A 25,733-nucleotide genomic window follows, 5' to 3' on the forward strand; every position below is an offset into this window, starting at 1 on the left:
GCCGTTTGTCGACAAGAGGCCCTGAGTGGGCGCACCGGCGCTGAGCCCGTCGCAACTGCGCCTGCGCTGCGACCCGTCACAGTTCGATTTCGCCACCACCGCCGAGCTGGCCGAGCCCGACGAGGGCTTCGGCCACGCCCGCGCGGTCGAGGCGCTGCGGCTCGGGCTCGAGATCGCCGGCCAGGGCTACAACCTGTTCGCGCTCGGCCGCCCGGGCAGCGGCCGCCACCGCCTGGTGCGCGGGCTGCTCGAGCGCTACGCGGCCACGCGGCCGGCGCCGCCCGAGTGGTGCTACATCCACAACTTCGCCGACGCGAACCGGCCGCGCGCGCTGAGCCTGCCACCGGGCGAGGGCGCGCGCCTGCGCAGCGCGATGCAGGCCTTCGTCACCGAGCTGGGCACCGCGATCGAGGCGGCGCTGGAGAGCGACGACTACCAGATGCGTGTCGAGGCGATCCAGAAAGACGCCAAGCAGCGCGAGGAGCAGGCGCTCAAGTCGCTCAACGACAGCGCCATCCGCCAGGGGGTGGCGTTGCTGCGCACCCCCGAGGGCTATGCGCTGGCCCCGGCGCGCGACGGCCAGCCGCTGGCGCCCGAGCAGTTCACCCAGTTGCCCGATGCCGAGCGCGAGCGCATCGCCAACGTGATTGCCGCGTTGGGCGAGCAGCTCGAGCAGGTGACGCAGGAAAAGCCGCAGATGCGGCGCGAGATGCAGTCGCGCCTGCGGGCGGCCACGCGCGACGCGATGGGCCTGGCCGCCGGCCAGCTGATCGCCGAACTGAAGCAGGGCTTCGCCGCCCATGCCCAGGTGCTGGCCTTCTTCGACGAGATCCTGAAAGACGTGGTCGAGGCCGGCGAGCAGCTCAAGGAGCAGCCGAACGAAGACGACGAAGACGAGCCCGATGGCCTGAGCGGCACCTTGTCGCTGCACCGCTACCGCGTCAACCTGCTGGTCGGCCACGCCAGCACCGCGCATGCGCCGGTCGAGTGGCTGGACAACCCGACCTACGCCAACCTGATCGGCCGCGTCGACCACCAGGCCCACCTGGGCACGCTGCTGACCGACTTCACGCAGATCCGGCCCGGCGCGCTGCACCGCGCCAACGGCGGCTACCTGATGCTGGACGCCGGCCGGCTGCTGGCGCAAGACGGCGCCTGGGACGGCCTGAAGCGCGCGCTGCGCTCGGGCGAGGTTCGCATCGAGTCGCTGGCGCAGGCGCTGGGCTGGGCCGGGGCGCTGCCGCTGGAGCCGCAGCCGGTGCCGCTGGCGCTGAAGATCGTGTTGTTCGGCGAGCGCGACGACTACTACCTGCTGCAGGCGATCGACCCCGAGTTCGACGAGCTGTTCAAGGTCGCCGCCGACTTCGAGGACGACATCGAGCGCGACACAACGGCCACCCAGCACCTGGCCCGCCTGATCGGTGCGATGGCGCGCAGCCAGCAGCTGCGGCCGCTGGACCGCGACGCCGTGGCACACGCGGTCGAGCACGCCGCGCGCCTGGCCGGCGACGCGGGCCGGCTGTCGATGCACACCCGGGCCCTGAACGACCTGCTGCACGAGGCCGACCATGCCGCGCGCAGCGCGGGCCGCGATGTCGTCGGCCGCGACGACGTGGCGCGCGCCATCGCCTTGCGCACCCGCCGCGCCGACCGGCTGCGCGACGCCCACCGCAACGAGGTGCTGCGCGGCACCGTGTTGATCGCCACCGAGGGCCACCACGTCGGCCAGGTCAACGGCCTGAGCGTGATCGACCTGGGCAACTTCAGCTTCGGCCAGCCGGTGCGCATCACCGCCACGGCGCGGCTGGGCGAGGGGGATCTGGTCGACATCGAACGCGAGGCGGCGCTGGGCGGGCCGGTGCACTCCAAGGGCGTGATGATCCTGGCGTCGTTCCTCGGAGCGCGTTTCGCGCAGGGGCTGCCGCTGTCGCTGTCGGCCAGCCTGGTGTTCGAGCAGTCGTACGGCCCGATCGAGGGCGACAGCGCGTCGCTGGCCGAGCTGTGCGCGCTGATGTCGGCGCTGGCCGGCGTGCCAATCCACCAGGGGCTGGCGGTGACCGGCTCGGTCAACCAGCACGGCCGGGTGCAGGCGGTGGGCGCGGTCAACGAGAAGATCGAAGGCTTCTTCGACCTGTGCCGCGCGCGGGGCCTGGACGGCGCCCAGGGGGTGCTGATCCCGGGCTCGAACGTCAAGCACCTGATGCTGCGCGACGACGTGGTCGAGGCGGCCGAGCGGGGCTGCTTCCACATCCACCCGGTCGACGACATCGACCAGGCGATCACGCTGCTGACGGGCGCCGACGCCGGTGCCCCCGACCCGCACGGCGGGTGGCCCGACGGCACCGTCAACCACCGCGTGGCCACCAAGCTTGCGCAGATGTCGCAGATGCGCCAGGCCTTCATCGACGGCACGCTGCACCACCGGCGCCCGCGCCGCGACCGCCGGCGCGAGTGATCAGGCCGCCAGCGGCTCGGTGTGGGCGTGGCGCGTGTAGAGAAAGTCGATCACCGCCTTGCGTGCGTGCACGTAGCGGGTGTCCTCGGCCAGCGCCACGCGGTCGCGCGGTCGCGGCAGGTCCACCGCCAGAACCTCGCCGATCGTCGCCGACGGGCCATTGGTCATCATCACGATCCGGTCGCTCAGCAGCACCGCTTCGTCGACATCATGCGTGACCATCACCACGGTGCTGCAGGTGCGCTCGACGATCTTCATCAGCTCGTCCTGCAGCTTGGCGCGGGTCAAGGCGTCGAGCGCGCCGAAGGGCTCGTCCATCAGCAGCACCTTGGGCTCCATCGCCAGCGCGCGGGCGATGCCCACACGCTGCTTCATGCCGCCCGAGATCTCGTGCGGCCGCTTGTGCGCGGCGTGGCCCATGCCGACCAGCTCGAGCGCGGCCTGCGTGCGCAGCTTCAGCCTGGCCTTGGGTTCACCGCCGCCGAAGACACGCTCGACCGCGAGGTGAACGTTGTCGAAGCACGAGAGCCACGGCAGCAGCGAGTGGTTCTGGAACACGACCGCGCGCTCGGGGCCGGGCGCGGTGATCTCGCGGTTGTCGCACAGCAACGCGCCGCCGGTGGGCTTTTGCAGCCCGGCGATCAGGTTCAGCAGCGTCGACTTGCCGCAGCCCGAGTGGCCGATCAGCGTGATGAACTCGCCGCGCTCGACCTTCAGGTGGATGTCGCGCAGCGCCTGGAACGGGCCCTTGGCGGTCTGGAAGGTGACCTCGGCGGCGTGAACGTCGATGAATGCAGTCATGGTGTGTCCCCCTTCTTCAATCGTCGAACGAGAAGCGCTTGGCCACCGCCATCAGCGCCTGTTCGAGCAGCAGCCCGACGATGCCGATCACGAAGATCGCGATGATGATGTGCTGCACGTTCAGGTTGTTCCACTCGTCCCAGACCCAGAAGCCGATGCCGACGCCGCCGGTCAGCATCTCGGCTGCGACGATCACCAGCCAGGCGGTGCCGACCGACAGGCGCACGCCGGTCAGCATGTAGGGCAGCACGGCCGGCAGCAGGATCTTCGTGATGACCTTCCACTCCGACAGGTTCAGCACCTTGGCGACGTTGAGGTAGTCGACCGGCACACGCTGCACGCCGACCGCCGTGTTGACCACCATCGGCCAGATCGAGCAGATGAAGATGGTCCAGATTGCCGCCGGGTTGGCGCTCTTGAACACCAGCAGGCCGATCGGCAACCAGGCCAGCGGCGACACCGGCTTGAGCAGGCTGATCAGCGGGCCGACCATGCGGCTGGCGAACTCGAAGCGGCCGATGATGAAGCCGAGCGGGATGCCGACCAGCGCCGCGAGGCTGAAGCCCAGCGCGACACGTTCGAGCGAGAACAGGATGTTCCAGCCTATGCCTTGGTCGTTGGGGCCGTTGCGGTAGAACGGGTCGGCGAACAGCGTGACGGCGGCATCGAAGGTGGCACGCGGTGTGGGAAAGGGGCCGCCCTTTTGCGTCAGCAGCGCCCACAGGCCGACCAGCAGCGCCAGGCCCAGCACCGGTGGCAAGACCTTCATCCACAGGCCGCGCCAGTCATACGGCGGGCGCTTGGCGCGAGGCACGGGCGGCACCGCAGTGGCGGCGGGCGTCGGCATCGGCGCTGCGGGGCGGGCGGGGGCGGGCGAGGCGGCCGGCTCGGCGGCAACGCCCAGCGGGGAATGGAACACGGCACTGACCATGGGTGATCTCCTTTGCAGTGCGGGCGCCTCAGGCGCGGACCTTGAAACCATCGGCGTACTTGGCCGGCTCCTTGCCGTCCCAGACCACGCCGTCGATCAGCTTCGAGCTGCGCATCGCGTCTTTCGGCACGCTGATCTTCAGCGCCGATGCCGCCTGCTTGTAGAGATCGATCTGGTTGATCTGCTTGGCCACGCCGAGGTAGTCGGGGTGCTCTTTCAGCAGGCCCCAGCGTTTGTGCTGGGTCAGGAACCACATGCCGTCCGACAGGTACGGGAAGTTGACCGCACCGTCGTTGAAGAACTTCATGTGGTTCGGGTCGTCCCAGGTCTTGCCCAGGCCGTTCTGGTAGCGGCCGAGGATGCGCTGGTTGATCGCGTCGACGCTGGTGTTGATGTAGGACTTCTGTGCCACCGTCTCGGCCATCTTCATCTTGTTCGACAAGCTGGCGTCGATCCACTGGCTGGCTTCGAGCACGGCCATGGTGACTGCCCGGGCTGTGTTCGGGTATTTCTTGACGAACTCGGCCGTGGTGCCCAGCACCTTCTCGGGGTGGTCCTTCCACACGTCCTGGCTGGTGGCGGCCGAGATGCCGATGCCGTCCATGATGGCGCGATGGTTCCAGGGCTCGCCGACGCTGAAGCCGTCCATGTTGCCCACGCGCATGTTGGCGACCATCTGCGGCGGCGGCACCACGATGCACTTCACGTCCTTCAATGGGTTGACGTTGGCCGAGGCCAGCCAGTAGTACAGCCACATCGCGTGGGTGCCGGTCGGGAAGGTCTGTGCGAAGGTGTAGTCGCGCGGCTCCTTCTTCATCAGCGCCACGAGCCCTTCCAGACTCGTGCCCCCCTTGTCCGCCAGCGCCTTCGACAGCGTCAGGCCCTGGCCGTTGTTGTTCAGGGTCATCAGCACCGCCATGTCCTTCTTCGGCCCGCTGACACCCAGGTGCACGCCGTAGACCAGGCCGTACAGCACATGCGCCATGTCGAGCTCGCCGTTGACCAGCTTGTCGCGCACGCCGGCCCACGAGGCCTCTTTGGTCGGGATGATCTTGATGCCGTACTTCTTGTCGAAGCCCAGCACCGAGGCCATCACGACCGAGGCGCAGTCGGTCAGCGGGATGAAGCCGATCCGCACCTCTTCTTTCTCGGGCTTGTCCGAGCCCTGGCCCCAGGCGCGGGTCGACGGCAGGCCGGCGGCGGCGCCCACCGCCACGGCGGACGCGGCCTGCAAGATCTGGCGTCGACTCATGTCGGTGGTGGCACTGAAGGTCGGGCGGGCAGGGGCGTGCATCGGCGGTCCTCGTCAAAAAGCGAAACGACAAAAAAAACAGGCGCCCGACGGCTGGGGCCACGAGGGCCAGCCGGCGGACGCCTTTGTCCAAAAAATACCTAGGAAGTCAGTGCAACCAGATCGCGTGACCCTTCGTTGGGCCACGGGCGTTACTACGCAATCGCTGTGCCAGCCGGCCTGGCCCGGTGGGCGTGGGCTGGGCCGCCGGGTTTGCACCAGCGCCGGGGCCCGCGCTGGTGCGCCGCACCAAACGCGGGCGCCTCGATGCGGCGGCGCTCAGGCGAACAGGTCGGCCAGCTCGAGCAGGCGCCGCGCGACCTCGTGGATCGTCAGGCCCTGGTTCATCGCCGTCTTGCGCAGGCGCGCATAGGCCTGGGGCTCGGGCAGGCCGTGGCGCTGCATCAGCAGGGCTTTCGCGCGGTCGACGACCACGCGCTCGGCGAGCTGGCCTTTGGCGCGGGCCAGCTCGCCGCGCAGCTGTTGCTCGTGCTCGAAGCGGGCGATCGCCACGTCGATCACCGGCCGCACCCGCTCGGGCGCGAGGCCGGCCACCACATAGGCCACCACCCCGGCGGCCACCGCCTCGCGCATGTGGGCCGGGTCGTGCTCTTCGGTGAACAGCACGATCGGCCGCGGCGCGTCGCGCGTGGCCCAGACCACATGCTCGATCGCGTCGCGCGCGCCACTCTCGGCGTCGACGATCAGCACGTCGGGCGCCAGCGCGGCCAGCTTGTCGGGCAGCTGCGCGTCGGCGCCCAGCACGCCGGCGATCTGGTAGCCGCCCACGCGCAGCCCGTGCACCAGGTCGCGCAGGCGCAGCGCCTCGTCCCAGCCGTCCTGGTCGGCCAGGTCGGGCACATGGGCCGACAGCGTGATGACGGCGAGGCGGAGGTCAGCGGCGCTCACGCACCGGCTGATGCAAGTTGCGCACCTGAAACCTAGGGCCCCCACGCCCGCTCCGGCGGGCTGCCCCCCGGAGGGGGCTCGCGCAGCGGACCGGCAGAGCCGGATCCGCGCACGCCACTTGATGAGCGGCGGCGCTGCGCGCGCCTCTAAGTGTCCAGTTTGCCCACTGAGATGATGGGACCCGTGGGGGCGCCGGTCGGCGAACCGCCTGCGGGCTCCAGGCTGACCGCGAAGGCGGCGGTGTTGCGCAGCAGCTCGGTGCGGATGACCTTGGTCGCACCGTCGGCGGCGACCAGGCCCAGCGAGCGCGGCGCGCCCTGGCCCGGCACGGCCCAGAGTTCGAGCGCGCGCTGCGGGTCCATCGCCAGCGCATCGACCGGCCGCAGCACCAGGCCGCGCCCGTCGGCGCTGACGCTGGCGACGAACTTGGCGTTCTGCAGCGCCGCGCCGGCGGCGGCGTCGGACGGGGCGAGCACCACCAGCACCGGTGGCTGGGCCGGCTTCGGGATCGTCAGCGCCACGCCCAGCGCCAGCGCGGCGGCGGTGGCGAAGCCGGTGGCGGCGCGCCAGGGCAGCACGGTTTGCCACCAGCGCTGCGGCGCGGGCGGCGTGTCGTTGGCGGCGCGGCGCTCGGCGAACAGGCGCTCTTCGATGCCTTTCCAGACCCGCGGCGACGGGGCGACCGGCTTCACGCTGGCCGCCAGCGGCACCAGCGCGTCCTGCCAGCGGGCGACCGCGGCGCGCAGGGCCGGGTGGGCCGGCAGCAGGTTGTCGAAACGCCGGCGGGCCGGGCCGCGCAGCGTGCCGAGCACGTATTCGGCGGCCAGGCGGTCGGCGAGGGGGGCGCGGGAGTAATCCATCAGGCCCCCACGGCGTCAATGGCGCCGGCCCGCTCGAGGCAGGCGCGCAGCGACAACAGGCCGCGTCGGACCCAGCTCTTGACGGTGCCCAGCGGCTGGCGCAGTTGCTCGGCGACCTCGGAGTGCGACAGGCCCTGGTAGAAGGCCAGCGCCAGCGTCTGCTGCTGCTCGCCGGACAAACCCTTCATGCAGACGCCGACCGCGCGCGCTTGCACCGCCTGGCCCAGCAGCTCCAGCGGGCCGGCGGCCTCGCTGGGCAGCTGGTCGAGCACATCGTCGTCCTCGCCGTCGTCGACCGACATGCGGGCGGTCACCCACTGCGGCTCGGTCTGGCGCCGGCGCAGGCTGTCGATTGCGCGATGGCGCGCAATCGAGGTCAGCCAGGTCATCGGTTGTGCCCGCTGGGCGTCGAAGCTGCCCGCGGCTCCCCAGATCTTCACGAATATCTCCTGCAACAGGTCCTCGGCTTGGCCCCGGTCACTGTTGATACGGAGAATGACCCCCAGCAGATGCGCTGCCGTCTGTTGGTAAAGCGTGGCAAACGCCGCACGGTCGCCCAACGAGACACGCGCGAGCAGCGCGCCCAGGGCATCGGCACGGGCAGAAGAAGAGGCAGAGGTGGCCATCGGCGGTGAAATTCTAGGAGTGCACTGAAGAAGGTTCGACCCAGGCATACGCCAGCCGACGCCGCTTGGATGCCAACCCGAGGCCTGTCGAGCGTGGGGGGAAACACCCCCCGTCCGTACAATCGTGGCCCACCATGCCCCGACCGCAAGAATTCGTCCTCACGCTGGCCTGCCGCGACACCAAGGGCATCGTGCACAACGTCTCGGGCCTGCTGTACCAGGCCGGCTGCAACATCATCGATTCGCAGCAATTTGGTGACCTGCAAGGCGAGGACGCGACCGGCTTCTTCTTCATGCGGGTGCATTTCGAGGCGCCCGAGCAATTGGCCGAGGTGGCCACGCTGGACAAGCTGTTCGGCCATGTGCGCCAGCAGTTCGGCATGCAGGCCACCTTCCATGCGGTGGACCAGCGGCCGCGCGTGCTGCTGATGGTCAGCCAGCACGGCCACTGCCTGAACGACCTGCTGTTCCGCTGGAGGAGCGGCCAGCTGGCGCTGGACATCCCGGCTGTGGTGTCGAACCACCGCACCCACCAGCAGCTGGTCGAAAGCTACGGCCTGCCGTTCCACCACCTGCCCCTGGCGGCCGGCGCCGACGCTGCGGCCAAGCGCGCGCAAGAGCAGCAGATCGAAGCGCTGATGGAGACCGAGCAGATCGACCTGGTGGTGCTGGCGCGCTACATGCAGATCCTGAGCCCCGAGTTCTGCCAGCGGCTGGCGGGGCGCGCGATCAACATCCACCACAGCTTCCTGCCCAGCTTCAAAGGCGCCAAGCCGTATTACCAGGCCCATGCCCGCGGCGTGAAGCTGATCGGCGCGACGGCCCACTACGTGACCGCCGACCTCGACGAAGGCCCGATCATCGAGCAGGACGTCGCCCGGGTCGACCACTCGCTGTCGGCCGACGACCTGACCGCCGTCGGCCGCGATGTCGAGTGCGTGGTGCTGGCGCGCGCGGTGCGCTGGCACGTCGAGCGCCGGGTGCTGATGAACGGGCACAAGACCGTGGTCTTTCGCTGACGCGATCACGCTGAAGGCTCGCCCATGCCGCAATCCCCGCCCAAGGCCGCCCTGCTCGCGTCGCCCGACGACGTCGAGGCCCAGTTCTACGAAGCGCTGCGCGAAGCGGACATCGACAAGCTGATGGCCGTCTGGGCCGACGACGAAGAAGTCGTCTGCATCCACCCGGGTGGCCCGCGCCTGGTCGGCCCGGCCGCGGTGCGCGCGGCGTTCGAGGCGGTGTTCGCCAACGGCCCGGTCCATGTGCAGCCCGACAAGGTGCGCCGCGTGCATGCGCTGAGCGCGGCGATGCACAGCGTGGTCGAGCGCGTGGCGCTGAACACGCCCGACGGCGCCCGCACCGGCTGGGTGATGGCGACCAACGTCTACCTGAAGACGGCGCAAGGCTGGCGCATGGTGACCCACCACGCCAGCCCCGGCACCGCGCAAGAGCCGCCGGAGCTGGTCGAGGCGCCGACGACATTGCATTGAGCGGGGACGGCGAGGCCGCGATGCGCCATTTCCGAGCGCCGCGCTGGTTGCCCGGCGGGCATCTGCAGACGATCTGGCCGGCGCTGTACGGCAAGCGTGTGCACGGCCCGCACCCGGTCTACCAGCGCGAGCGCTGGACCACGCCCGACCAGGATTTCATCGACGTCGACTTCCGTTTCTCGCGCCACCGCGAGGCGCCGTGGCTGGTGCTCTTCCACGGCCTCGAAGGCTCGTCGCGCAGCCACTACGCCGAGGCGTTTGCCGATGTCGCGCATGCGCTGGGCTGGAACTACGCGGTGCCGCACTTTCGCGGCTGCTCGGGCGAGCTGAACCTGGCGCCGCGGGCCTACCACTCGGGCGATTTCGAAGAGATTGGCTGGATCCTCACGCGCTTGCGCGAGCGCTCGGGCCAACCGCTGCATGTCGTCGGCGTGTCGCTGGGCGGCAATGCGCTGCTGCGCTGGGCCGAAGAGGCCGGCGAGACGGCGTCGGCCACGGTGCGTGCGGTCGCGGCGGTCTGCTCACCGATCGACCTGGCGGCCGGCGGCCACGCGATCGGCCGCGGCTTCAACCGGCAGGTCTACACGCGCATGTTTCTGCGCTCGATGAAGCCCAAGGCGCTGGCGAAATGGAAGCAGCACCCCGGCTTGTTCGACCGCGAGCGCATGGCCGCGGTGCGCGACCTGTACGAGTTCGACAACCTGTTCACCGCGCCGCTGCACGGCTTTCGCAACACCGACGACTACTGGACCCGCGCCTCGGCCAAGCCCTGGCTGCAGCACATCCGCGTGCCGGCGCTGGTGCTGAATGCGCGCAACGATCCGTTCGTGCCGGCGGCCAGCCTGCCTGGTGTGCGCGAGGTCGGCCCCTGCGTGACGCTGTGGCAGCCGCCGCATGGCGGCCACGTCGGCTTCCCGGCCGGCCACTTGCCCCCTGGCCACGTGCGGGCGATGCCCCAGGCTGTGGTGGATTGGTTGAGGGCGCGCTAAGGTCGATCCATGGACGAGATCGTCAAAGCTGCCTTGGCCAAGTGGCCGCACGTGCCGCATTGCTACAACTGGCTCGCGCTCGACGCGCGTGGCGACTGGTACATGCGCGACGACCGCATCCAGGCGGCGGGGCCGTTCCCCACGCCCAAGGGCAGCCGCATCCTGCACGACAAGCTGCAGGAATTCATCGGCCGCAACTACGAGGCCGACGAGGCCGGCTGCTGGTTCTTCCAGAACGGGCCGCAGCGGGTCTATGTCGAGCTCGAGGCCGCGCCTTGGGTCTGGCGGTTGACCGCGGTGCCCGGCGCGGCGCCGGCGCTCAGCACCCACACCGGTCGCAGCGCTGTCTTTCGCAGCGCGTGGCTCGACGATGGTGGCCGCCTGTTCGCCGACAGCGACATCGGCTTCGGCCTGGTGCACACGCTGGACGCGGCGTTGGCTGCCGACGCGATCGAGGCCGGCCTGTGGCGCTATGACGAACTGCCGTTCATGCAGATGCCGGCGCGCTTCGGCTACACGCTGAGCCCGGCGATCGGCCAGCACAAGGGCTGAGCGCGCGCGGGCGCCAGAAACGAACAAGCCGCCCGAAGGCGGCTTGTTGTGATGCGAGGTCGGCGAAGGGCTTACTGCGCTGCGCTGGCCGCGGCGGCCGGGGCCTTGGGCTCGTCGAACTTGGCACCGCCCTTGTTGGCCATGTAGACCACGGCGCGGCCGATTTCCAGGTCGGAGAAGTCGCCGCCGCCTTGCGGGCCCATGTTGCCCTTGCCCTTCAGTGCCGAGTTCAGCAGCGCCTCGAAACCGGTCTTGATGCGCGGGCCCCAAGCGGCTTCGTCGCCGAACTTCGGTGCACCGGCGGCGCCGGTGGCGTGGCAGGCCGAGCACTGGGCCTGGAAGACCTGCTCGCCGGTCTTCAGCGTGGCCACGTCGCTCGCGTCTTTCACCTCGACCGAGCTGACCGGGTGGATGCGCTGAGCCACGGCTTCGGCTTCCAGCGCATCGGTGCCGGCGGCTTGCTTCTCGCCGGTGGCAACGAACTGCGTCAGCATGATGATCACGATGATCGGCACGACAAACGAAGCCACCACCGCCCAGACCAGTTGCTTGGGCGTCTTGATCGGACCTTCGTGCGGGCCGTCGTGGGCATGTTCTTCTGCGTGGCTGTGAGCGTCGCTCATGAAATCCTCGGTCGCTGGGCCGGATTCGGCGGGCAGGGGCGAAATCGTTGTTCGATGCGCGGCGGGGCACCGCTCGGCACAACCGCCGAATTATAGCCAGCGCCCCCACGCCGGCCGGCACCCGGCCAGGGCCCCCGCAGGCGACTGCTAGAATCCCGACTCTTCCATGCATGGCGCCCGTAGCTCAGTGGATAGAGTACTGGCCTCCGAAGCCAGGGGCCGCTGGTTCGATCCCAGCCGGGCGCGCCATCGCCTCTTCTCTCTTTCCCCCACCACCGCACCCTGGCCGCATCGCTTGACGCGTTGTGCCGGCGCTGCCGTCGTGCTCGCCAGCCTGGTGCTCGCAGGCTGCACCACCACGCCGACCGGCTCCCGCGGGCGCCTGCCCGCCGGCGCTGATGGCCCGCCGCCGGCCGATGCGCCCGATGTGCGCGACGTGCCCGACGCCGAGCCCAAGGTCGAGCCGATCCGCTCGGGCGGGCCGAACAAGCCCTACGAGGTGCTGGGCCAGAGCTACACGCCGATGACCGGCGACGAGCCGCTGGTCGAGAAGGGGCTGGCCTCGTGGTACGGCCGCCGCTTCCACGGCCGGCGCACTGCCAGCGGCGAGACCTACAACATGTACGCGATGACGGCGGCGCACAAGACGATGCCGATCCCAAGCTACGCGCGGGTGCGCAACCCGGCCAACGGCCGCGAGGTGATCGTGCGGGTCAACGACCGCGGGCCGTTCTCGCGCGGCCGGGTGATCGACCTGTCGTACGCCGCTGCGGTGCGACTGGGGGTGCAGAACGGTGTCGCGCCGGTCGAGGTCGAGCGCATCACCTACGAAGACATCCGCGCCGGGCTGGCGGGCAAGAGCGCCACGCAGGCGCGGGCGCCTGCACCGGCCCCGGCGCCCGCCCCCGAGCCTGCGCCTGCGCCCACCGCGACACCGACGCTGCCCGCCGCCGAGCCGGCCGTGGCGCCGCTGCCGGCGGCACTCGCCGCCGCACCGAGCCCCGAGCCCGATACGGGTGTGGCGCCGAGCCTGCCGCCGGCGCAAGTCGCGCTCGCCGCGGCCGGCCCGGCCAGCGCCCAGGCCCAGCCGGTGCCCGAAGCCACCACGCCCTCGCGGGCCCACACCGCCGCGGCCAGCGGCTTCTGGTTGCAGCTCGGTGCCTTTGGCCAGGGCAGCGGGGCCTACAGCTTCCAGCAGCGTCTGACGCAAGAGCTGGACTGGCTGAGCCCGCTGCTGACGGTGTTCGCCGAGGGCGGGCTGTTCCGCCTGCAGGCCGGCCCCTACGCCTCGCGCGACCAGGCCCGCGAGGCGGCGGAGAAGATCCGCGCGGCGCTGGCGCTGGTGCCGATGATCGTCGAGCGGCGCTGACCGGCCCGCGCGCCCGCCGGGCGCGCCGCCTGTCGCCACCCCGTGCAGCCTGTCCCCGCGGCGCTGGCGTGTGTCGCGCCGGGCTGGCGCCTGGCCGCCGGCTGCGTAGAGTGCGTTCCATCGACGAATCCCGCGACACCTGACCCACCCCACCCGGCGCCCGCCCATGAGCAGTCTCACCACCACCCCCACCAGCCCCTGGGCCGACCGCTGGCAGCGTTTCAGCAGTGGCGCCGTCCGCGCGTTCCACGTCTACGGTGCCTGGCTGGCGAGCATCAGCTGGTGGCGCTTCGGCCTGCTGTCCGGCTTGTTGCTGATCGCGGCCGGCATCCTGCAGAACCTGCCGCCGTTCACCTGGACCTACACCGAAACCGTGGTCGACCACCCGAGCGGGTCGGTGACGCCGCCGCGCAAGCCCGAGGCACCTGAGGCACCTGAGGCACCTGAGGCACCTGAGGCACCGCAAGCGCCCAAGAAGCCGCACAGCGTCCAGGTGCCGGGCATCCACATCGAAAAGCCCGCGTCGGGCTCGACCGGCTCGCGCGACGGCGTGGACATCTCGATCGACCACCGCGGTGTGCGCATCAGCCCGCGAACGGCCGCACCGGCCGCGGCCAGCGCTGCGGCATCGGCCGCGTCGGCCGGCTCCGGCTTCAGCGTCAAGATCAACGGCGAGCCGGTGGTCGAGATCAACGCCGACGACCAGGACGTGCGCATCGCGGTGCCGCCCGGGGCCGACTCCGACGAGGTGCGGCAGGCCGTCGAGGAGGCCCGCGCGGCGGTGATCGAAGCGATCGCCGACGCCAAGCAGGCGCGCGAGGACGCCGCCCAGGCCCGCGACGACATCGAAGAGGCGCTGAACATCGGCCCGCGTGTGTCGCACCGCACCGTGCAGTACGGCGAGAGCCTGCCGCAGCTGGCGTTCCTGTGGATCTTGCTGTCGGCGATCGTGAAGGCGACCTACAAGGCGCGCATCCAGGCCGAGCGCAAGGCCGCGGTGGCCACCGAGACGGCCGAGGCCGAGTCGCTGCGCCGCCAGGTGATCGAGGCCCGCATGGCCGCGATGCAGGCCCAGGTCGAGCCGCACTTCCTGTTCAACACGCTGGCGTCGATCGATCACCTGATCGAGACCGATCCGGTGCGTGCCAGCCAGATGCAGAAGAACCTGATCGCGCTGCTGCGTGCCAGCATGCCGACGATGCGCGACACCGCCGACGGCGGCCCGCGCGACCTCGGCCGCGAGCTGGCCGTCGTGCGGCCCTATGTCGAGATCCTGAAGGTGCGGATGGAAGAGCGCCTGATCGCCCACATCGACGTGCCCGAGGGCCTGGTGTCGGCCGAGTTCCCGGCGATGATGATCCAGACCCTGGTCGAGAACGCGATTCGCCACGGCCTGGAGCCCAAGCCCGAAGGCGGCACGCTGAACGTGAAGGCCGAGATCGTGCACGGCAAGCTGCAGGTCACGGTGGCCGACACCGGCGTGGGCTTCGGCAACGGCGGCACCAGCGGCACCGGCGTCGGCCTGGCCAACATCCGCGAGCGGCTGCAGCTGCTGTATGGCGACAAGGCGCTGCTGACCGTGTCGGCCAACCAGCCCAGCGGCACCGTCGTGACGATCACCGTGCCCTACCGCACCGTCAACGCGCCGGGGCAGGGCAACGGCAACGGCAACGGCAACGGCAACGGCAACGCCTGATTTTCCCGAGGAGACGAACGATGCATTCGAGACCTTCCCCCTGGCGCTGGATCGGCTGGCTGCTGATGGCCGGCATCCTGGTGGTGGCGCTGACCACCGCCATCTCGCTGGCGACGATGTTCAACCACATCCCACCCGACCTGATCGTCACGGTCGACGGCGAGCAGATCGACCTGCAGGGGCTGCACGCCGGCCATGCCTGGCTGGTCTTCGGCGCGGTGGTGCTGGCGTTGGTGATCGTGGTGATCGTCGTGCCGCTGGCGCTGTTGTTCGGGGTCGGCGTGCCGCTGCTGCTGGCCGTGCTGGGCGTGGTCGCTGCGCTGGCCTGCGCGGCGGTGGCGATTGCCGTGGTCGGCTCGCCGGTGATCCTGCTGGCGCTGCTGGTGTGGTGGGCGGTGCGGCCGAAGAAGACCCCGGCCGCGCCGCCGGCGCCGTCGGCCCCGCCGCCGGTGCCGGTGATCGGCCAACACACCGACAACACCACCCCCTTCGCCTGACGCCGGGCCAGGCCCTCTGCGCAGCCAACGCCGGCTTCGCTACGATCGCGCCATGACCAACACCACCGACACCCCCACCGGCGCGCCACGCGCGGTGCTGGCCGACGATGAGCGGCTGATGCGCGACCAGTTGCGTGCCCGCCTGGCCGAGGCCTGGCCCGAGCTGCAGATCGTGGCCGAGGCGAAGAACGGCGCCGAGGCTGTCGAGCTGGTCGAGCAGCACCGGCCCGACGTGGTGTTCCTCGACATCCGCATGCCCGGCATGACCGGGGTCGACGCGGCCAAGCAGATCGCGCAGATGGACGTCGGCGACGATGGCGTGCTGCCCGAGATCGTCTTCATCACCGCCTACGACCAGTACGCGGTCGAGGCGTTCGAGCAGGGCGCGACCGACTACATCCTGAAGCCGGCCGAGCGTGACCGGCTGAAGCTGACGGTCGAGCGCATCGGCAAGCGCCTGGCGGCCAAGCGGGGTGCCGGCGACGGCGATGCCGATGCGCCGGCTGCACCGGGCGGCGAGCCGATCCAGCAGCTGCTGCACAAGCTCGCGGCCAGCGGCGGTGCCCGGCCGGCCTACCTGAAGTGGATCCAGGCGACGGTCGGCCAGGCGATCCAGATGATCCCAGTCGAAGACGTGCTGTTCTTCATCAGCGACGAGAAGTACACGCGGGTCCAGACGCCGCAGGTCGAGGCGCTGATCCGCAAGCCGATCAAGGAGCTGGTCGACGAACTCGACCCCGAGCGCTTCTGGCAGATCCACCGCTCGACGCTGGTCGCGGTGAATGCGATCGCCGCGGTCACGCGCGATTTCCGCGGCCGGCAGATCGTGTCGGTCAAGGGCAACCCGCAGAAGCTCGAAGTCAGCCGCAGCTACACCCACCTGTTCAAGGGCATGTGAGCGGCGGCGCCGCGCGGTGGCGCCCGAAGCGAAGGGCCGTGCCCGAGGGTGTCGACCGCCCTCGGGGCGACGGGCTGGGCGCCGCCCGGGCCCTGGGGGTCAGGGCCGCGTCACTTCGAGCGTGTAGGTGCCGGTGACGCCGGTGGTGCCGGAGACGCGCTTGACGCGCAGATAGCGGTCGGCGGCCGTCCCGTTGGGGTTGGTCCAGCTGACCGTGTCGGTCATGCCGACGCCGCGTGCGCTGGTCTTGATCACGGTGCCGGTGCCGTTGAGCATGTCGATGTTGTAGTCCGACGCCACATTGCCGATCAGGCGGGCGCTGAGCGTCTTGCCCACGCCGACGCTGACCTTGTAGAAGTCCACATCGGTGCCGCTGCCGATGGTGCCCGCCACCTTGACCGGGAACGACGACAGGGTCTGCGGCGCCAGCCGCGTGTTGTTCGGCTCGGTCTCGGCGGCATTGCTGGCGATGCTGGCCCCGGCGAACACCGCGGTGACCGCCGCGGTGGCGTTGACGATGCCCTTGCCGCAGCCGACCGCGCAGGCCTTCGGCAACGGGCGGGTGGTGCTCTTCAGCAGCACCTCGATCTCGTCGGGGCTCAGGCTCGGGTTGCGGGCCAGCATCAGCGCGGCCACGCCGGCCACGTGCGGTGCGGCCATCGAGGTGCCCTGGTAGTAGTTGTAGCTGTCGTTGCCGGCGCTGCTGTAGCCGTCGTTCAGGGTCGACAGCACGCCGTTGGCAGCGCCCGTGCTCTGGTCGCCGCCGGGCGCGGCCACGTCGATCTTGGCGCCGTAGTTCGAGTACGAGGCCCGGCCGCCGGTGCGCCCGGTGGCCGCCACCGTCACCACGTTGGCGCAGTTCGCGGGTGTGTGCTTGGACGCGTCTTCGTTCGAATTGCCGGCGGCCACGATGACCACCGCGCCGTTCGCACGGGCCTGGTTGATCGCGCTCTGCATCGTCGTCGGGCAGCTCGACTTGCCGCCCAGCGACAGGTTCAGCACCTTGGCCGGCTGGCTCGGCGCCGAGACGCCGCCCACCGCGCTGCCCGAGGCCCACAGCACCCCGTCGGCGATGTCGGAGAAATAGCCGCCGCCGCAACCCAGCACCCGCACCGGCAGGATCTTCGCGCCGTAGGCCACGCCCGCGCCGCCTTCACCGTTGTTGGTGACCGCGGCGATGGTGCCGGCCACGTGGGTGCCGTGCCAGCTGGAGTGGCCGCCGTTGCAGCCATCGCCCGGGTCGTTGGCATCGCTGTCGCGGCCGTCGCCGTCGTTCGAGGCGGTGCCGCTGCTGATGAAGTCGTAGCCCGACAGCAGGTTGGCGGCCAGGTCCACATGCGGCCGCACGCCGGTGTCGATGACCGCGACGACCACGCCGGAGCCGGTCGACAGGTCCCACGCCGACGGCAGGTTCAGGCCGCCGGTCGGCTCGAAGTAATGCCACTGGCTGGTGTACAGCGGGTCGGTGGCGGTGGCCAGCGCATGCAGCTTGCGGTCGGGCTCGGCGTAGAGCACGTTCGCGTCGTCGGCCATCAGCTGGCGTGCGACCGCGTCGAGCTCGGAGACGGGCACCGAGCGGTTCAGGTGCAGCACCTGGGCGCCGAGGCCGTTGCGGTGCACCCGCACCGCCTGCAGCCCGGCCATTTGCAGGCGCTGCAGGGCTTGCGTGGTGGCCTGGGGCGTGGCTTGCAGCGCGCTGCGACGGCCGCTGCTGCTGCCGCGGTAGTGCACGATCAGGCGGTCGGTGCGGTCTTCGTCGGCCTGCGGGCGGGCCAGCGAGGCCGGCAGGCGGTTGCCTTCGGCCGCTTCGTCGACGATGCGCTGCAGGCCGCCCACGGAGGCTGCTTCGGCGCGGGGTGCCAGCAGGCCGGCGCCGGCCAGCAACGCGGCCCCGGCGGCCAGCGGCCAGGCAGGGTGGCGCGCCAAGGCGCGGGTCTGGGGGCGGGCAACAGGGCTCGAACGCATCGGCGGCTCCGGACAGGAAGGCAAAAGGCCCGCAGCGGGGGCTACGGGCCTTCTACGTTTCGGCCAATTGGCCGGTGAAATAAGCCTATTTCGGGCTTTCACCCGTGCGGTTTTTGGCGTTCAGCGGGCGGCGATGATCGCCGCCGGTGCCCCGGCGACCGGCTCAGCCTCGGCGGGCAGGCGCCGAATCGCCCGTCATTCGTGCGACATCTTGTCTGCAGGCCGGGCCAGAGGGGGCCGCAACGAGCCGGCGATGCAGGCCTGGGCCAGCCAATAGGTCGCCAGGATCCAGAAACTCGCCGCCGGCAACGCGGTGGCGAACTTGTTGACCGCCAGCGTCGCGTCCGACGCCATGAACAAGGCGCCGCCGATCGCCGCCCGTCGGGCCCAGGGCTCGGCATCGCTGCCGCGGGCGGCCAGCCAGAAGGCCGCGGCTTGCGCCGCCATGCAGGCCAGCGCGCCGACATACGCCAGCACCGGCGCACGCAGCGGGGCCGGCACACCCGGCCACAGCTGCGACAGGATCAGCGCCGCCAGCGCGGCGTAGGCCACGAACGGCAGCGGCCGGGCCGCCAGCCGCAGGCCGCGCGTGAAAGCGACGATGTAGGCCAGGTGGGCCAGCAGGAACGCGACCAGCCCGGGCAGAAAGCCCTGCTGCGGCCACATCAGCGCCACGTCGCCCACCAGCGACAGCCACAGCCCTGCGCGCAGCCAGGTGCGGCGGGGGCCGTCTTCTGCGCCGCGCGGCCAGGCCCAGGCGATCAGCAGCAGCGTCGTCAGCGGCTTGAAGACGAAGTTCAGCCAGGCCTGGCCCAGCGGCTCGGCGGCGATGGCCAGGGCAGCGGTCAGGGCGGCGGCGGGCAGCAGCCATCGGTGCAGGGTGGGGGGCATGCGGGGCGCGGCGGGTCGCAGGGGCGCGGGCAACGGCGCCCGCGCGGCGCACTGTGGCCAGCCCGGCCGCTGCCGGCCATCGGGGAAAGCACCGGCCGTCGCATTCGCCCCTCGGCTGGTGGTGGCGTTACTGCACGTCTTCCGGGTGGCGCTCGCCGCGCATCTCGGCCAACAGGCGGCGCCGGTCGCCTTCGAGCTCGCGCAGCCGCGACTGGATCACCGACACCTCGACATAGTCGTCGGAGCGCGTGTCCAGCGCCACCTGGCGCGCCGCGCGCAGCCGGTCGACCGCGCCGAGCACGTCGCCATTGGCAAACGCGGCTTCGGCACCGGCGCGCAGCGAGCGCAGCCGCAGGCCCAGCGGCTCGGCGCATTGGGCCAGCGTCTGCCAGGCCAGCGCGTCGCGCTTGTGCTCGGCGACCCAGGTCTGCAGCGCCTCGGTGGCCTGGCGCAGCGCGTCGGTGGCGCCGGGGTCGCCGCTGCGCTGGCGGGCCAGCGCGGCCTGGGCCCGCACCATCATCGCCGGGCGGGTGCGGTCGCTGGCCAGTGGCGCCAGCGCGGTGCTCAGGGCCGGCGCCAGCTGGGCCGCCGGGCCACCGCGCTCGGCCAGCATCGACACCCGCAGCAGCGCGAACTGGCGCAGCGCCTCGGGCTCGTTGGCGAACGGGCCGCGGGCCAGCGCCTCGCCGGCGCCGATGGCCTGTGCGGCGTGGTCGAAATCGCGCAGCAGGATCGAGGCCTGCGCCCCGGCGTACAGCGTGGCCAGGCGCGCCAGGTCGTGGGCCGGCGAGCCGGGCGCCGCCAGCCCCTGCAGGCGCAACAAGGCCTGGTCGGTGCGGTCCATCAGCGCCTTTGCGCGGGCCTGCATCAGCGCATGCGGCACGGCCGATTTCACCGGCGCCGGCAGGCCGGCCTCGCGCACCCGCAGGCGGGCGTCGCTGATGCGCTCGATCGTCAACGGGTGGCTGCGCAGGTAGGGGTACTGGTTGCTGTCGTTCAGGCGCATCGCCCCGTCGAGCTTCTCGAACATGCCGACCATGCCGGCGGGCGAGAAACCGGCGCTGCCCAGCACCTCGATGCCGATGCGGTCGGCCTCACGCTCCATCTCGCGCGAGAAGTTCAGCTGCCCCTGCACCGCGGCGGCCTGGGTGCCCATGATCACGGCCTGCGCGGCATCGGTGCTCTGGGCGCGGCTGGCCGCCAGCACGCCCAGGATCATGCCGGCCATCGTCGCCAGGCCCTGGCGCTGCTGGCTGATCGCGCTGCGGGCGATGTGGCGCTGCGTCACGTGCGACAGCTCGTGCGCCAGCACCGAGGCCAGCTCGTCGCTGCTGCCCGTCAAGGCGATCAGCCCGAGGTAGACGCCGACATAGCCGCCCGGCAGCGCAAACGCGTTGACCGGCCGCTCGCCGACCAGGAACGGCTCCCAGGCAAAGGCCTTGTCGAGGTCGACGCCGATTTCGCCGCGTGAGCGGGCGGCGGCCAGCAGCGGGTCGAACAGCGACAACAGGTATTCGAGCAGCGCCGGGTCGTCCAGGTAGGCCGGGTCGCGCCGGACCTCGCGCATGATGCGGTCGCCCAGGCGCCGCTCGGCCAGGATGTCGAAATCCTCGGACACCGAGTCGCCCAGCGCCGGCAGGCGCACCTGGGCGGCGGGTTGGCTCGCGGGCCAGGTGCCGATCAGCGCGGCGGCCAGCGCCAGGGGCATCCAACGGCCGGCGGCCGGCCAGGGGCGCGCGCGGCGCAGGCGGGGGGTGAGGTGGGACAAGGCGGCGTGCAGTCGTTGGCGGGTGAGCGAATGCCGATGGACCGGGCCGGCCCATGAAGGTTCCGGCCGGGCGGTCGCTATCATGACATCGCCCATCGGGTGCCATGTGTCGCGCCCCTTTACAACACGCCATGTCCGATCCGCTGACCCACTTCGATTCCCACGGCCAGGCCCACATGGTCGACGTGGCGGCCAAGGCCGAGACGCACCGCGTGGCCCGCGCCACCGGCACGATCCGCATGCAGCCGGCCACCCTGGCGCTGATCGCCGGCGGCCAAGCCGGCAAGGGCGACGTGATCGGCATCGCCCGCATCGCGGCGATCCAGGCCGCCAAGCGCACCGCCGAGCTGATCCCGCTGTGCCACCCGCTGCCGCTGACGCGGGTCAGCGCCGAGTTCACGCTCGACGAGCCCGCTTCGGCCGTGCACTGCACCGTGCAGGCCGAGACCTTCGGCCGCACCGGCGTCGAGATGGAAGCGCTCACCGCTGTGCAGGTCGGCCTGCTCACCATCTACGACATGTGCAAGGCCGCCGACCGCGGCATGGTGATGACCGACGTGCGCCTGCTGGAGAAGGTGGGCGGCAAGTCGGGCCACTGGGTCGCCGGCGCCTGACGCTGCCGACAGTCGCGCGACCGTCACCCGACCGGTGCCCGACCGTGCCGCCGGTCACACCTCGGCCGTCATGGCACGGTAATAAGCCCGTATTCACCCTCAACTTGAGGGCTTCAGTCGCACACACCCCTGCCGATACTGCAACGACGGCTTGACGCCTGACAAGGCTGGCCGATCGTCTTTGTCGTACCCCAGGAGGGTTCTTGTTGTGACGTTTCTCAGGAATATGAAGATCGGCGCGCGCTTGGCGCTGGCCTTCGGTGCGCTGATCGTGTTGCTGCTGGCCGTGTGCGGCTACAGCGCGGTGAGCAGCAGCCGGCTGGCCGACGACCTGGAGGCCACCGCCACCATCGATCTGACCCGTGTCCAGATGGCCTACCAGCTGGAACAGCAAGCGGGCCTGATCGCCCGCGCCAGCCGCGAGCTGCTGCTGGTCGATGGGGCGGGCCAGATCAAGAAGCAGCGCGAGCTGATCAAGAAGAACCTGGCCGATGCCGACGAGACCTTCACCAAGCTGATCGGCCTGGGCTCCGGCGGCGACAGCGACGCGGCGATCACCGCGGTGCGCGAAAGCAAGGACCAGTACACCAAGACGGTCGGCAAGTTCCTCGAAACGCTGGACGCCGGCAACCCCGACGACGCCCGCACCGCGCTGCTGATCGAGCTGCGCCCGGTGCAGGCCGCTTACGAGAAGGCCGTGGACTCGCTCGCCGCGGTGATCTCGAACCAGGCCGAAGACCGCGCCGCCAATGGCCACAAGACCGCGCATGCCACGAGCCTGGGGGCGATGGCGCTGGGGGCGGTCGGCGTGCTGCTCGCGGTGGCCGCCGGCTTCACGATCTCGCGCTCGATCACGCAGCCGCTGGGCCAGGCCGTCGCCGCCGCCCAGGCCATCAAGGCCGGTGACCTGCGCGGGCGCATCCAGGCCGAGGGCCGCGACGAGATCGCGCTGCTGCTCACCACGATGGACGACATGCAAGGTCACCTGACCCACGTGATCGAAGACGTGACCCGCGCCGCGCGCGACGTGGCCAACAGCTCCGACGAGATCGCCCACGGCAACGCCGACCTGTCGGCCCGCACCGAGCGCGCCTCGACCAACCTACAGCAGACCGCGTCGGCGATGGAAGAGATCTCGGCCACCGTGGCCGGCTCGAGCGCCAAGTCGCGCGAGGCCTCTGACGTGGCCGCGCGCGCCCGCAGCGCCGTGATCGACGGCGGCGAATCGGTCGACAGCCTGGTCGGCACGATGACCCGCATCGCCGAGTCGAGCACCCGCATCAAAGACATCATCTCGGTGATCGACGGCATCGCGTTCCAAACCAACATCCTGGCGCTGAACGCGGCGGTCGAAGCTGCCCGCGCCGGCGAGCAGGGCCGTGGCTTCGCGGTGGTGGCGGGCGAGGTGCGCTCGCTGGCCGCGCGCGCCGCCTCGGCCGCCAAGGAGATCAAGGTGCTGATCGACGACTCGGCTGAGAAGGTGGCCGTCGGTACGCAGACGGTGGCCGATGTCGGCAGCCGCATCAAGGGCATCGTCGACGAGGTCGTCGGCGTGCGCCAGCTGATCGAAGAGGTCAGCATCGCCAGCCAGCAGCAGGAGAGCGGCATCGGCTCGGTCAACACCAGCGTGGCCGACCTGGACCAGGCGACTCAACAAAACGCCGCATTGGTCGAACAACTGGCTGCGACGACCGAATCGTTGAAGTCCAACGCCTCGCGCCTGGTGTCCAGCGTCGAGTTCTTCCGCATCCCCACCGCCGCCTGAGCTGAAAGCACATCGCCATGAAGAAGATCGCTTCCCTGCCCGCCGCCCCGTGGGCCCCGCTGACGGCCGCCTGCGGCCTGGTACTGGCCGCTGCGCTGGCCTTCACCCCCCACCTGGCGCATGCCGATGGCCCGCCGAAGATCGTCAAGAAGGTGCCGCCGGAGTTCCCCGGCGAAGCCACCCGCAAGGGCGTCACCGATGGCGTGCTGAAAGCCAAGCTGACGATCGACGGCAACGGCGCGGTGACCGAGGTCGCCATCGTCGAAGCCACGCCGGCCAAGGCCAAGATCTTCAACGACGCCGCGACCACCGCGCTGAACCAGTGGAAGTTCGAAGCCAGCGGCAAGCCGCAGACCTTCGAGCTGAAGCTGGTCTTCACGCAAGAGTGAGCGCGCGGCGGCGCGCCGCCCGCAGCCCCACAATCCAAAGGCCTCGCCCCAACCGGCGGGGCCTTTGCCATGGGGGGACAGACGCATGACCGAACGCAACCTGCTGATCACCGGCGCCAGCCGCGGCATCGGTGCCGCCACCGCGGTGTTGGCCGCGAAGGCTGGCTGGAACGTGGCCGTCAATTGCCGACATGAGCGCGGCGCGGCCGAAGAGGTGGCGGCTGCGGTGCGGGCAGAGGGCCGGCGGGCGCTGGTCGTGCCGGCCGATGTGGCCGACGAGGCGCAGCTGATGGCGATGTTCGCCGCCGTCGACGAGCAATTGGGCCCGCTGCACGGCCTGGTCAACAACGCCGGCGTGGTCGACGTGGCCGCGCGGGTTGACCAGATGAGCGCCGAGCGGCTGGCCCGCATGTGGGCGATCAACCTGAGCGGCGCGGTGCTGTGCGCGCGCGAGGCGATCCGCCGCATGGGCAGGGGCCACGGTGGCCAGGGCGGCGTGATCGTCAACCTGTCGTCGGCTGCGGCCCGCGTCGGCTCACCGGGGCTGTACCTCGACTACTCGATGAGCAAGGCGGCGATCGACCACTTCACCACCGGCCTGGCGCGCGAGGTGGCGGCCGACGGCATCCGCGTCAACGCGGTGCGGCCCGGCATCATCGACACGGAGATCCACGCCGCCAGCGGCCATGCCGAGCGCCTGGCGGCCGCGGCGCCGCTGATCCCGCTGGCACGGCTGGGCACGGCCGACGAGGTGGCGCAGGCGATCGTCTGGCTGCTGTCGGACGACGCGGCCTATGTGACCGGCGCGCTGCTCGATGTGACCGGTGGGCGCTGAAATTGCCCCCTAAGGTGTCATGAAGGCTTCACCTGCTTGAGGGATCGTCGGGCCGTCGGGCCTGAGTACCATGAACGTCACCATGAACACCGCGCGCATCGTCACCGCCGATCGCCCGCAGACGCTGGGCGAAGAGATTGCCAACGCGATCAGCCACGGCCTGGGCTGTGTGCTGGCGATCGCGTCGTTGCCGATCCTGGTGTTCTACGCGGCGCAGCGTGGCACGGCGGTCAACGTCGTCGGTGCCAGCGTGTTCGCCGGCACGGCCATCTTGCTGTACCTGATCTCGACGCTGTACCACGCGATCCCCAGCGGCACGGCCAAGGTGTGGCTGGGCCGGCTGGACCACGCCGCCATCTACCTCTTCATCGCCGGCAGCTACACGCCGTTCACGCTCGGCGTGCTGCGCGGCGGCTGGGGCTGGGCGCTGTTCGTCATCGTCTGGGCGGCCGCGGCCCTGGGTGTCACGATCAAGCTGCTGGACCGGCTGAAGCACCCGCTGTGGTCGACCGCGCTGTATGTGGCGATGGGCTGGGTGGCGGTCATCGCGGCCGGTCCGCTGATCGACCGCATGCCGGTGACCGGGATCGTGTGGCTGGTGGCCGGCGGCCTGAGCTACACGCTGGGGGCGGTGGTCTTTCTGCTCGACCACCGCGTGCGCTACGCGCACTTCGTCTGGCACCTGTTCGTGATCGGCGGCAGCGTCTGCCACTTCTTCGCCGCGCTCTGGTACGCGGTGTGAAGCGCGCCCCCGGGGCTGCGCTCAGGGCTTGTTCAGCTTCAGCGGCTTGATGGCGCCGCAGTCGGCGCTGACCCAGTGGCCGCTCTGCGTCATGTCGATCTTCTCGGGCTTGCCCTTGACCTGGGTCACCACGCTGGCGCGGCCGTTGTAGGCGGTCGGGCTGGTCATCGTGTACTCGCCTTCGCCGCTGGTGGGGCGTTCGCCGGTGCAGCTGAAGCGGTAGCGGATGGTGGTGCCGGTGCGTTCGAGCATCTCTTGCTTGCAGTTGCCTTCGTGCTGGGGCATGTCACCACGCTCGGCCTGCTCGGCGCTGATGCACATCCGGATGGCGTTGTTGCGCCCGCCCATGCCCACGCCCTGCTTGGCCATCATGTCTTCGATCATCTTGCGCTGCTCGGGCGGCATGCTGGCCATCTGCTGCTGCATCTGGGCCATCTTGGCTTCCATCTCGCCGTTGGCCGTCTTCATCGTCATCGACTGCTCCCACAGGCCGGGTTGCAGCTTGAAGGCACTCTGGGCGGCGGCGGGGCCGGCCAGCAGGGCTGCCATCACGATCAGCGACGAGGCGCAAAGAGGCTGGTTCATGGGGGTCGTCTTCAGGGCACGGGCGGGGCGCCGCGGCGGGTGAGTTTGCGGCGCCACCGGCGTCTGCGCAAGCCCCACAAACACGGCGGCGTGGGCGTGCGCTGGCGGGTCAAGCGGCATAGAGTGACGGCCGCGCGGCGCCGGGCGACCACCCATCGGCAGGCTGCCCGCCTCCGCGTGAACAGGCCTTAT

25 protein-coding genes and 1 tRNA gene are annotated in these 25,733 nt (G+C 70.7%); 15 read left to right on the forward strand and 11 right to left on the reverse strand.

The features are described from left to right. Positions 1-25 precede the first annotated feature (25 nt). Entirely contained in the window at positions 26-2,455 is a 2,430-nt protein-coding gene (locus ACE3SG_RS14985; RefSeq protein WP_374566214.1) for a Lon protease family protein, read from the forward strand. Here ACE3SG_RS14985 and ACE3SG_RS14990 read toward each other — a convergent pair whose 3' ends face one another. The 6 genes from ACE3SG_RS14990 to ACE3SG_RS15015 all read right to left on the reverse strand — a co-directional run bounded on the left by ACE3SG_RS14990 (position 2,456) and on the right by ACE3SG_RS15015 (position 7,873). Continuing rightward, entirely contained in the window at positions 2,456-3,256 is an 801-nt protein-coding gene (locus tag ACE3SG_RS14990; protein ID WP_374566216.1) for an ABC transporter ATP-binding protein, read from the reverse strand. A 16-nt stretch (positions 3,257-3,272) separates the two neighbouring features. Then, positions 3,273-4,187: a nitrate ABC transporter permease gene (gene ntrB / locus ACE3SG_RS14995; RefSeq protein WP_374566218.1), complete on the reverse strand. Its 915-nt coding sequence runs from the start codon at positions 4,185-4,187 to the stop codon at positions 3,273-3,275. Positions 4,188-4,215: 28 nt separating this feature from the next. Then, the gene (locus ACE3SG_RS15000) at positions 4,216-5,481 is read right to left on the reverse strand and encodes a CmpA/NrtA family ABC transporter substrate-binding protein (RefSeq protein ID WP_374566220.1); all 1,266 of its coding nucleotides are present in this window, start codon (positions 5,479-5,481) and stop codon (positions 4,216-4,218) included. A gap of 276 nt (positions 5,482-5,757) precedes the next feature. Further along, the gene (locus ACE3SG_RS15005; RefSeq protein ID WP_374566221.1) at positions 5,758-6,387 is read right to left on the reverse strand and encodes an ANTAR domain-containing response regulator; all 630 of its coding nucleotides are present in this window, start codon (positions 6,385-6,387) and stop codon (positions 5,758-5,760) included. A gap of 146 nt (positions 6,388-6,533) precedes the next feature. Further along, positions 6,534-7,247 (reverse strand): anti-sigma factor domain-containing protein, encoded by a 714-nt coding sequence (locus ACE3SG_RS15010; RefSeq protein WP_374566223.1) that lies wholly within the window; start codon positions 7,245-7,247, stop codon positions 6,534-6,536. After that, the gene (locus tag ACE3SG_RS15015) at positions 7,247-7,873 is read right to left on the reverse strand and encodes a sigma-70 family RNA polymerase sigma factor (protein WP_374566225.1); all 627 of its coding nucleotides are present in this window, start codon (positions 7,871-7,873) and stop codon (positions 7,247-7,249) included. Before ACE3SG_RS15015 ends, ACE3SG_RS15010 begins: the two co-directional genes overlap by 1 nt. A 134-nt stretch (positions 7,874-8,007) precedes the next feature. On the opposite strand from ACE3SG_RS15015, the gene purU reads away from it, so the two are divergent. Genes purU through ACE3SG_RS15035 form a run of 4 tightly spaced genes read left to right on the forward strand, consistent with a single transcriptional unit; the run spans position 8,008 to position 10,904 of the window. Next, positions 8,008-8,892, forward strand: a complete 885-nt coding sequence (purU, locus tag ACE3SG_RS15020) for a formyltetrahydrofolate deformylase (RefSeq protein WP_374566226.1) — start codon at positions 8,008-8,010, stop codon at positions 8,890-8,892. Positions 8,893-8,916: 24 nt separating this feature from the next. Then, positions 8,917-9,363 (forward strand): nuclear transport factor 2 family protein, encoded by a 447-nt coding sequence (locus ACE3SG_RS15025; RefSeq protein WP_374566228.1) that lies wholly within the window; start codon positions 8,917-8,919, stop codon positions 9,361-9,363. A gap of 20 nt (positions 9,364-9,383) precedes the next feature. After that, the gene (locus ACE3SG_RS15030) at positions 9,384-10,352 is read left to right on the forward strand and encodes a YheT family hydrolase (RefSeq protein WP_374566230.1); all 969 of its coding nucleotides are present in this window, start codon (positions 9,384-9,386) and stop codon (positions 10,350-10,352) included. 9 nt (positions 10,353-10,361) lie between these two features. Beyond that, a complete protein-coding gene (locus ACE3SG_RS15035) occupies positions 10,362-10,904 on the forward strand; it encodes a DUF2946 family protein (protein WP_374566232.1) in 543 nt (180 codons plus the stop codon). Between the two features lie 71 nt (positions 10,905-10,975). On the opposite strand, the gene ACE3SG_RS15040 is transcribed toward ACE3SG_RS15035, so the two are convergent. After that, entirely contained in the window at positions 10,976-11,527 is a 552-nt protein-coding gene (locus ACE3SG_RS15040) for a cytochrome c5 family protein (protein WP_374566234.1), read from the reverse strand. A gap of 173 nt (positions 11,528-11,700) precedes the next feature. Between ACE3SG_RS15040 and ACE3SG_RS15045 the strand changes: the two genes are divergently transcribed. The 5 genes from ACE3SG_RS15045 (at position 11,701) to ACE3SG_RS15065 (ending at position 15,987) form a co-directional block, all read left to right on the forward strand. Further along, positions 11,701-11,776 (forward strand) — tRNA-Arg (locus ACE3SG_RS15045). A gap of 46 nt (positions 11,777-11,822) precedes the next feature. Then, positions 11,823-12,896: a septal ring lytic transglycosylase RlpA family protein gene (locus ACE3SG_RS15050; RefSeq protein WP_374566236.1), complete on the forward strand. Its 1,074-nt coding sequence runs from the start codon at positions 11,823-11,825 to the stop codon at positions 12,894-12,896. Positions 12,897-13,062: 166 nt separating this feature from the next. Further along, complete coding sequence (locus ACE3SG_RS15055; protein ID WP_374566237.1) at positions 13,063-14,592, forward strand: histidine kinase; 1,530 nt, start codon at positions 13,063-13,065, stop codon at positions 14,590-14,592. Positions 14,593-14,612: 20 nt separating this feature from the next. Continuing rightward, complete coding sequence (locus ACE3SG_RS15060) at positions 14,613-15,089, forward strand: hypothetical protein (RefSeq protein ID WP_374566239.1); 477 nt, start codon at positions 14,613-14,615, stop codon at positions 15,087-15,089. A gap of 52 nt (positions 15,090-15,141) precedes the next feature. Continuing rightward, positions 15,142-15,987: a LytR/AlgR family response regulator transcription factor gene (locus ACE3SG_RS15065; protein ID WP_374566241.1), complete on the forward strand. Its 846-nt coding sequence runs from the start codon at positions 15,142-15,144 to the stop codon at positions 15,985-15,987. 99 nt (positions 15,988-16,086) lie between these two features. Here the strand turns inward: ACE3SG_RS15065 and ACE3SG_RS15070 are convergent, their stop codons facing one another. From ACE3SG_RS15070 to ACE3SG_RS15080, 3 genes are all read right to left on the reverse strand, one after another. Continuing rightward, the gene (locus ACE3SG_RS15070; protein WP_374566243.1) at positions 16,087-17,952 is read right to left on the reverse strand and encodes a S8 family peptidase; all 1,866 of its coding nucleotides are present in this window, start codon (positions 17,950-17,952) and stop codon (positions 16,087-16,089) included. Positions 17,953-18,147: 195 nt separating this feature from the next. Next, a complete protein-coding gene (locus ACE3SG_RS15075; protein ID WP_374566244.1) occupies positions 18,148-18,843 on the reverse strand; it encodes a lysoplasmalogenase in 696 nt (231 codons plus the stop codon). 127 nt (positions 18,844-18,970) lie between these two features. Further along, positions 18,971-20,611, reverse strand: a complete 1,641-nt coding sequence (locus ACE3SG_RS15080; protein ID WP_374566246.1) for a M48 family metalloprotease — start codon at positions 20,609-20,611, stop codon at positions 18,971-18,973. A 131-nt stretch (positions 20,612-20,742) separates the two neighbouring features. Between ACE3SG_RS15080 and moaC the strand changes: the two genes are divergently transcribed. From moaC to ACE3SG_RS15105, 5 genes are all read left to right on the forward strand, one after another. Continuing rightward, positions 20,743-21,225, forward strand: coding sequence for a cyclic pyranopterin monophosphate synthase MoaC (gene moaC / locus ACE3SG_RS15085; RefSeq protein WP_374566248.1), 483 nt, complete (start codon positions 20,743-20,745; stop codon positions 21,223-21,225). Between the two features lie 208 nt (positions 21,226-21,433). Continuing rightward, positions 21,434-22,990 (forward strand): methyl-accepting chemotaxis protein, encoded by a 1,557-nt coding sequence (locus ACE3SG_RS15090; RefSeq protein WP_374566250.1) that lies wholly within the window; start codon positions 21,434-21,436, stop codon positions 22,988-22,990. A gap of 17 nt (positions 22,991-23,007) precedes the next feature. Continuing rightward, positions 23,008-23,379 carry an energy transducer TonB gene (locus tag ACE3SG_RS15095; protein WP_374566251.1) on the forward strand — a complete coding sequence of 124 codons (372 nt, stop codon included), beginning with the start codon at positions 23,008-23,010 and terminating at the stop codon, positions 23,377-23,379. Positions 23,380-23,464: 85 nt separating this feature from the next. Then, on the forward strand, positions 23,465-24,214 hold the full coding sequence (locus tag ACE3SG_RS15100) for an SDR family oxidoreductase (protein WP_374566253.1): 750 nt from the start codon (positions 23,465-23,467) through the stop codon (positions 24,212-24,214). Between the two features lie 70 nt (positions 24,215-24,284). After that, on the forward strand, positions 24,285-24,956 hold the full coding sequence (locus tag ACE3SG_RS15105) for a hemolysin III family protein (RefSeq protein ID WP_374566255.1): 672 nt from the start codon (positions 24,285-24,287) through the stop codon (positions 24,954-24,956). 21 nt (positions 24,957-24,977) lie between these two features. Here the strand turns inward: ACE3SG_RS15105 and ACE3SG_RS15110 are convergent, their stop codons facing one another. Next, positions 24,978-25,541, reverse strand: coding sequence for a DUF3617 domain-containing protein (locus ACE3SG_RS15110; RefSeq protein WP_374566256.1), 564 nt, complete (start codon positions 25,539-25,541; stop codon positions 24,978-24,980). Positions 25,542-25,733 lie beyond the last annotated feature (192 nt).

The sequence above is a fragment of the Ideonella sp. genome (genome assembly GCF_041914305.1).
In the GTDB taxonomy this organism is placed as follows: Bacteria; Pseudomonadota; Gammaproteobacteria; order Burkholderiales; family Burkholderiaceae_C; genus Ideonella.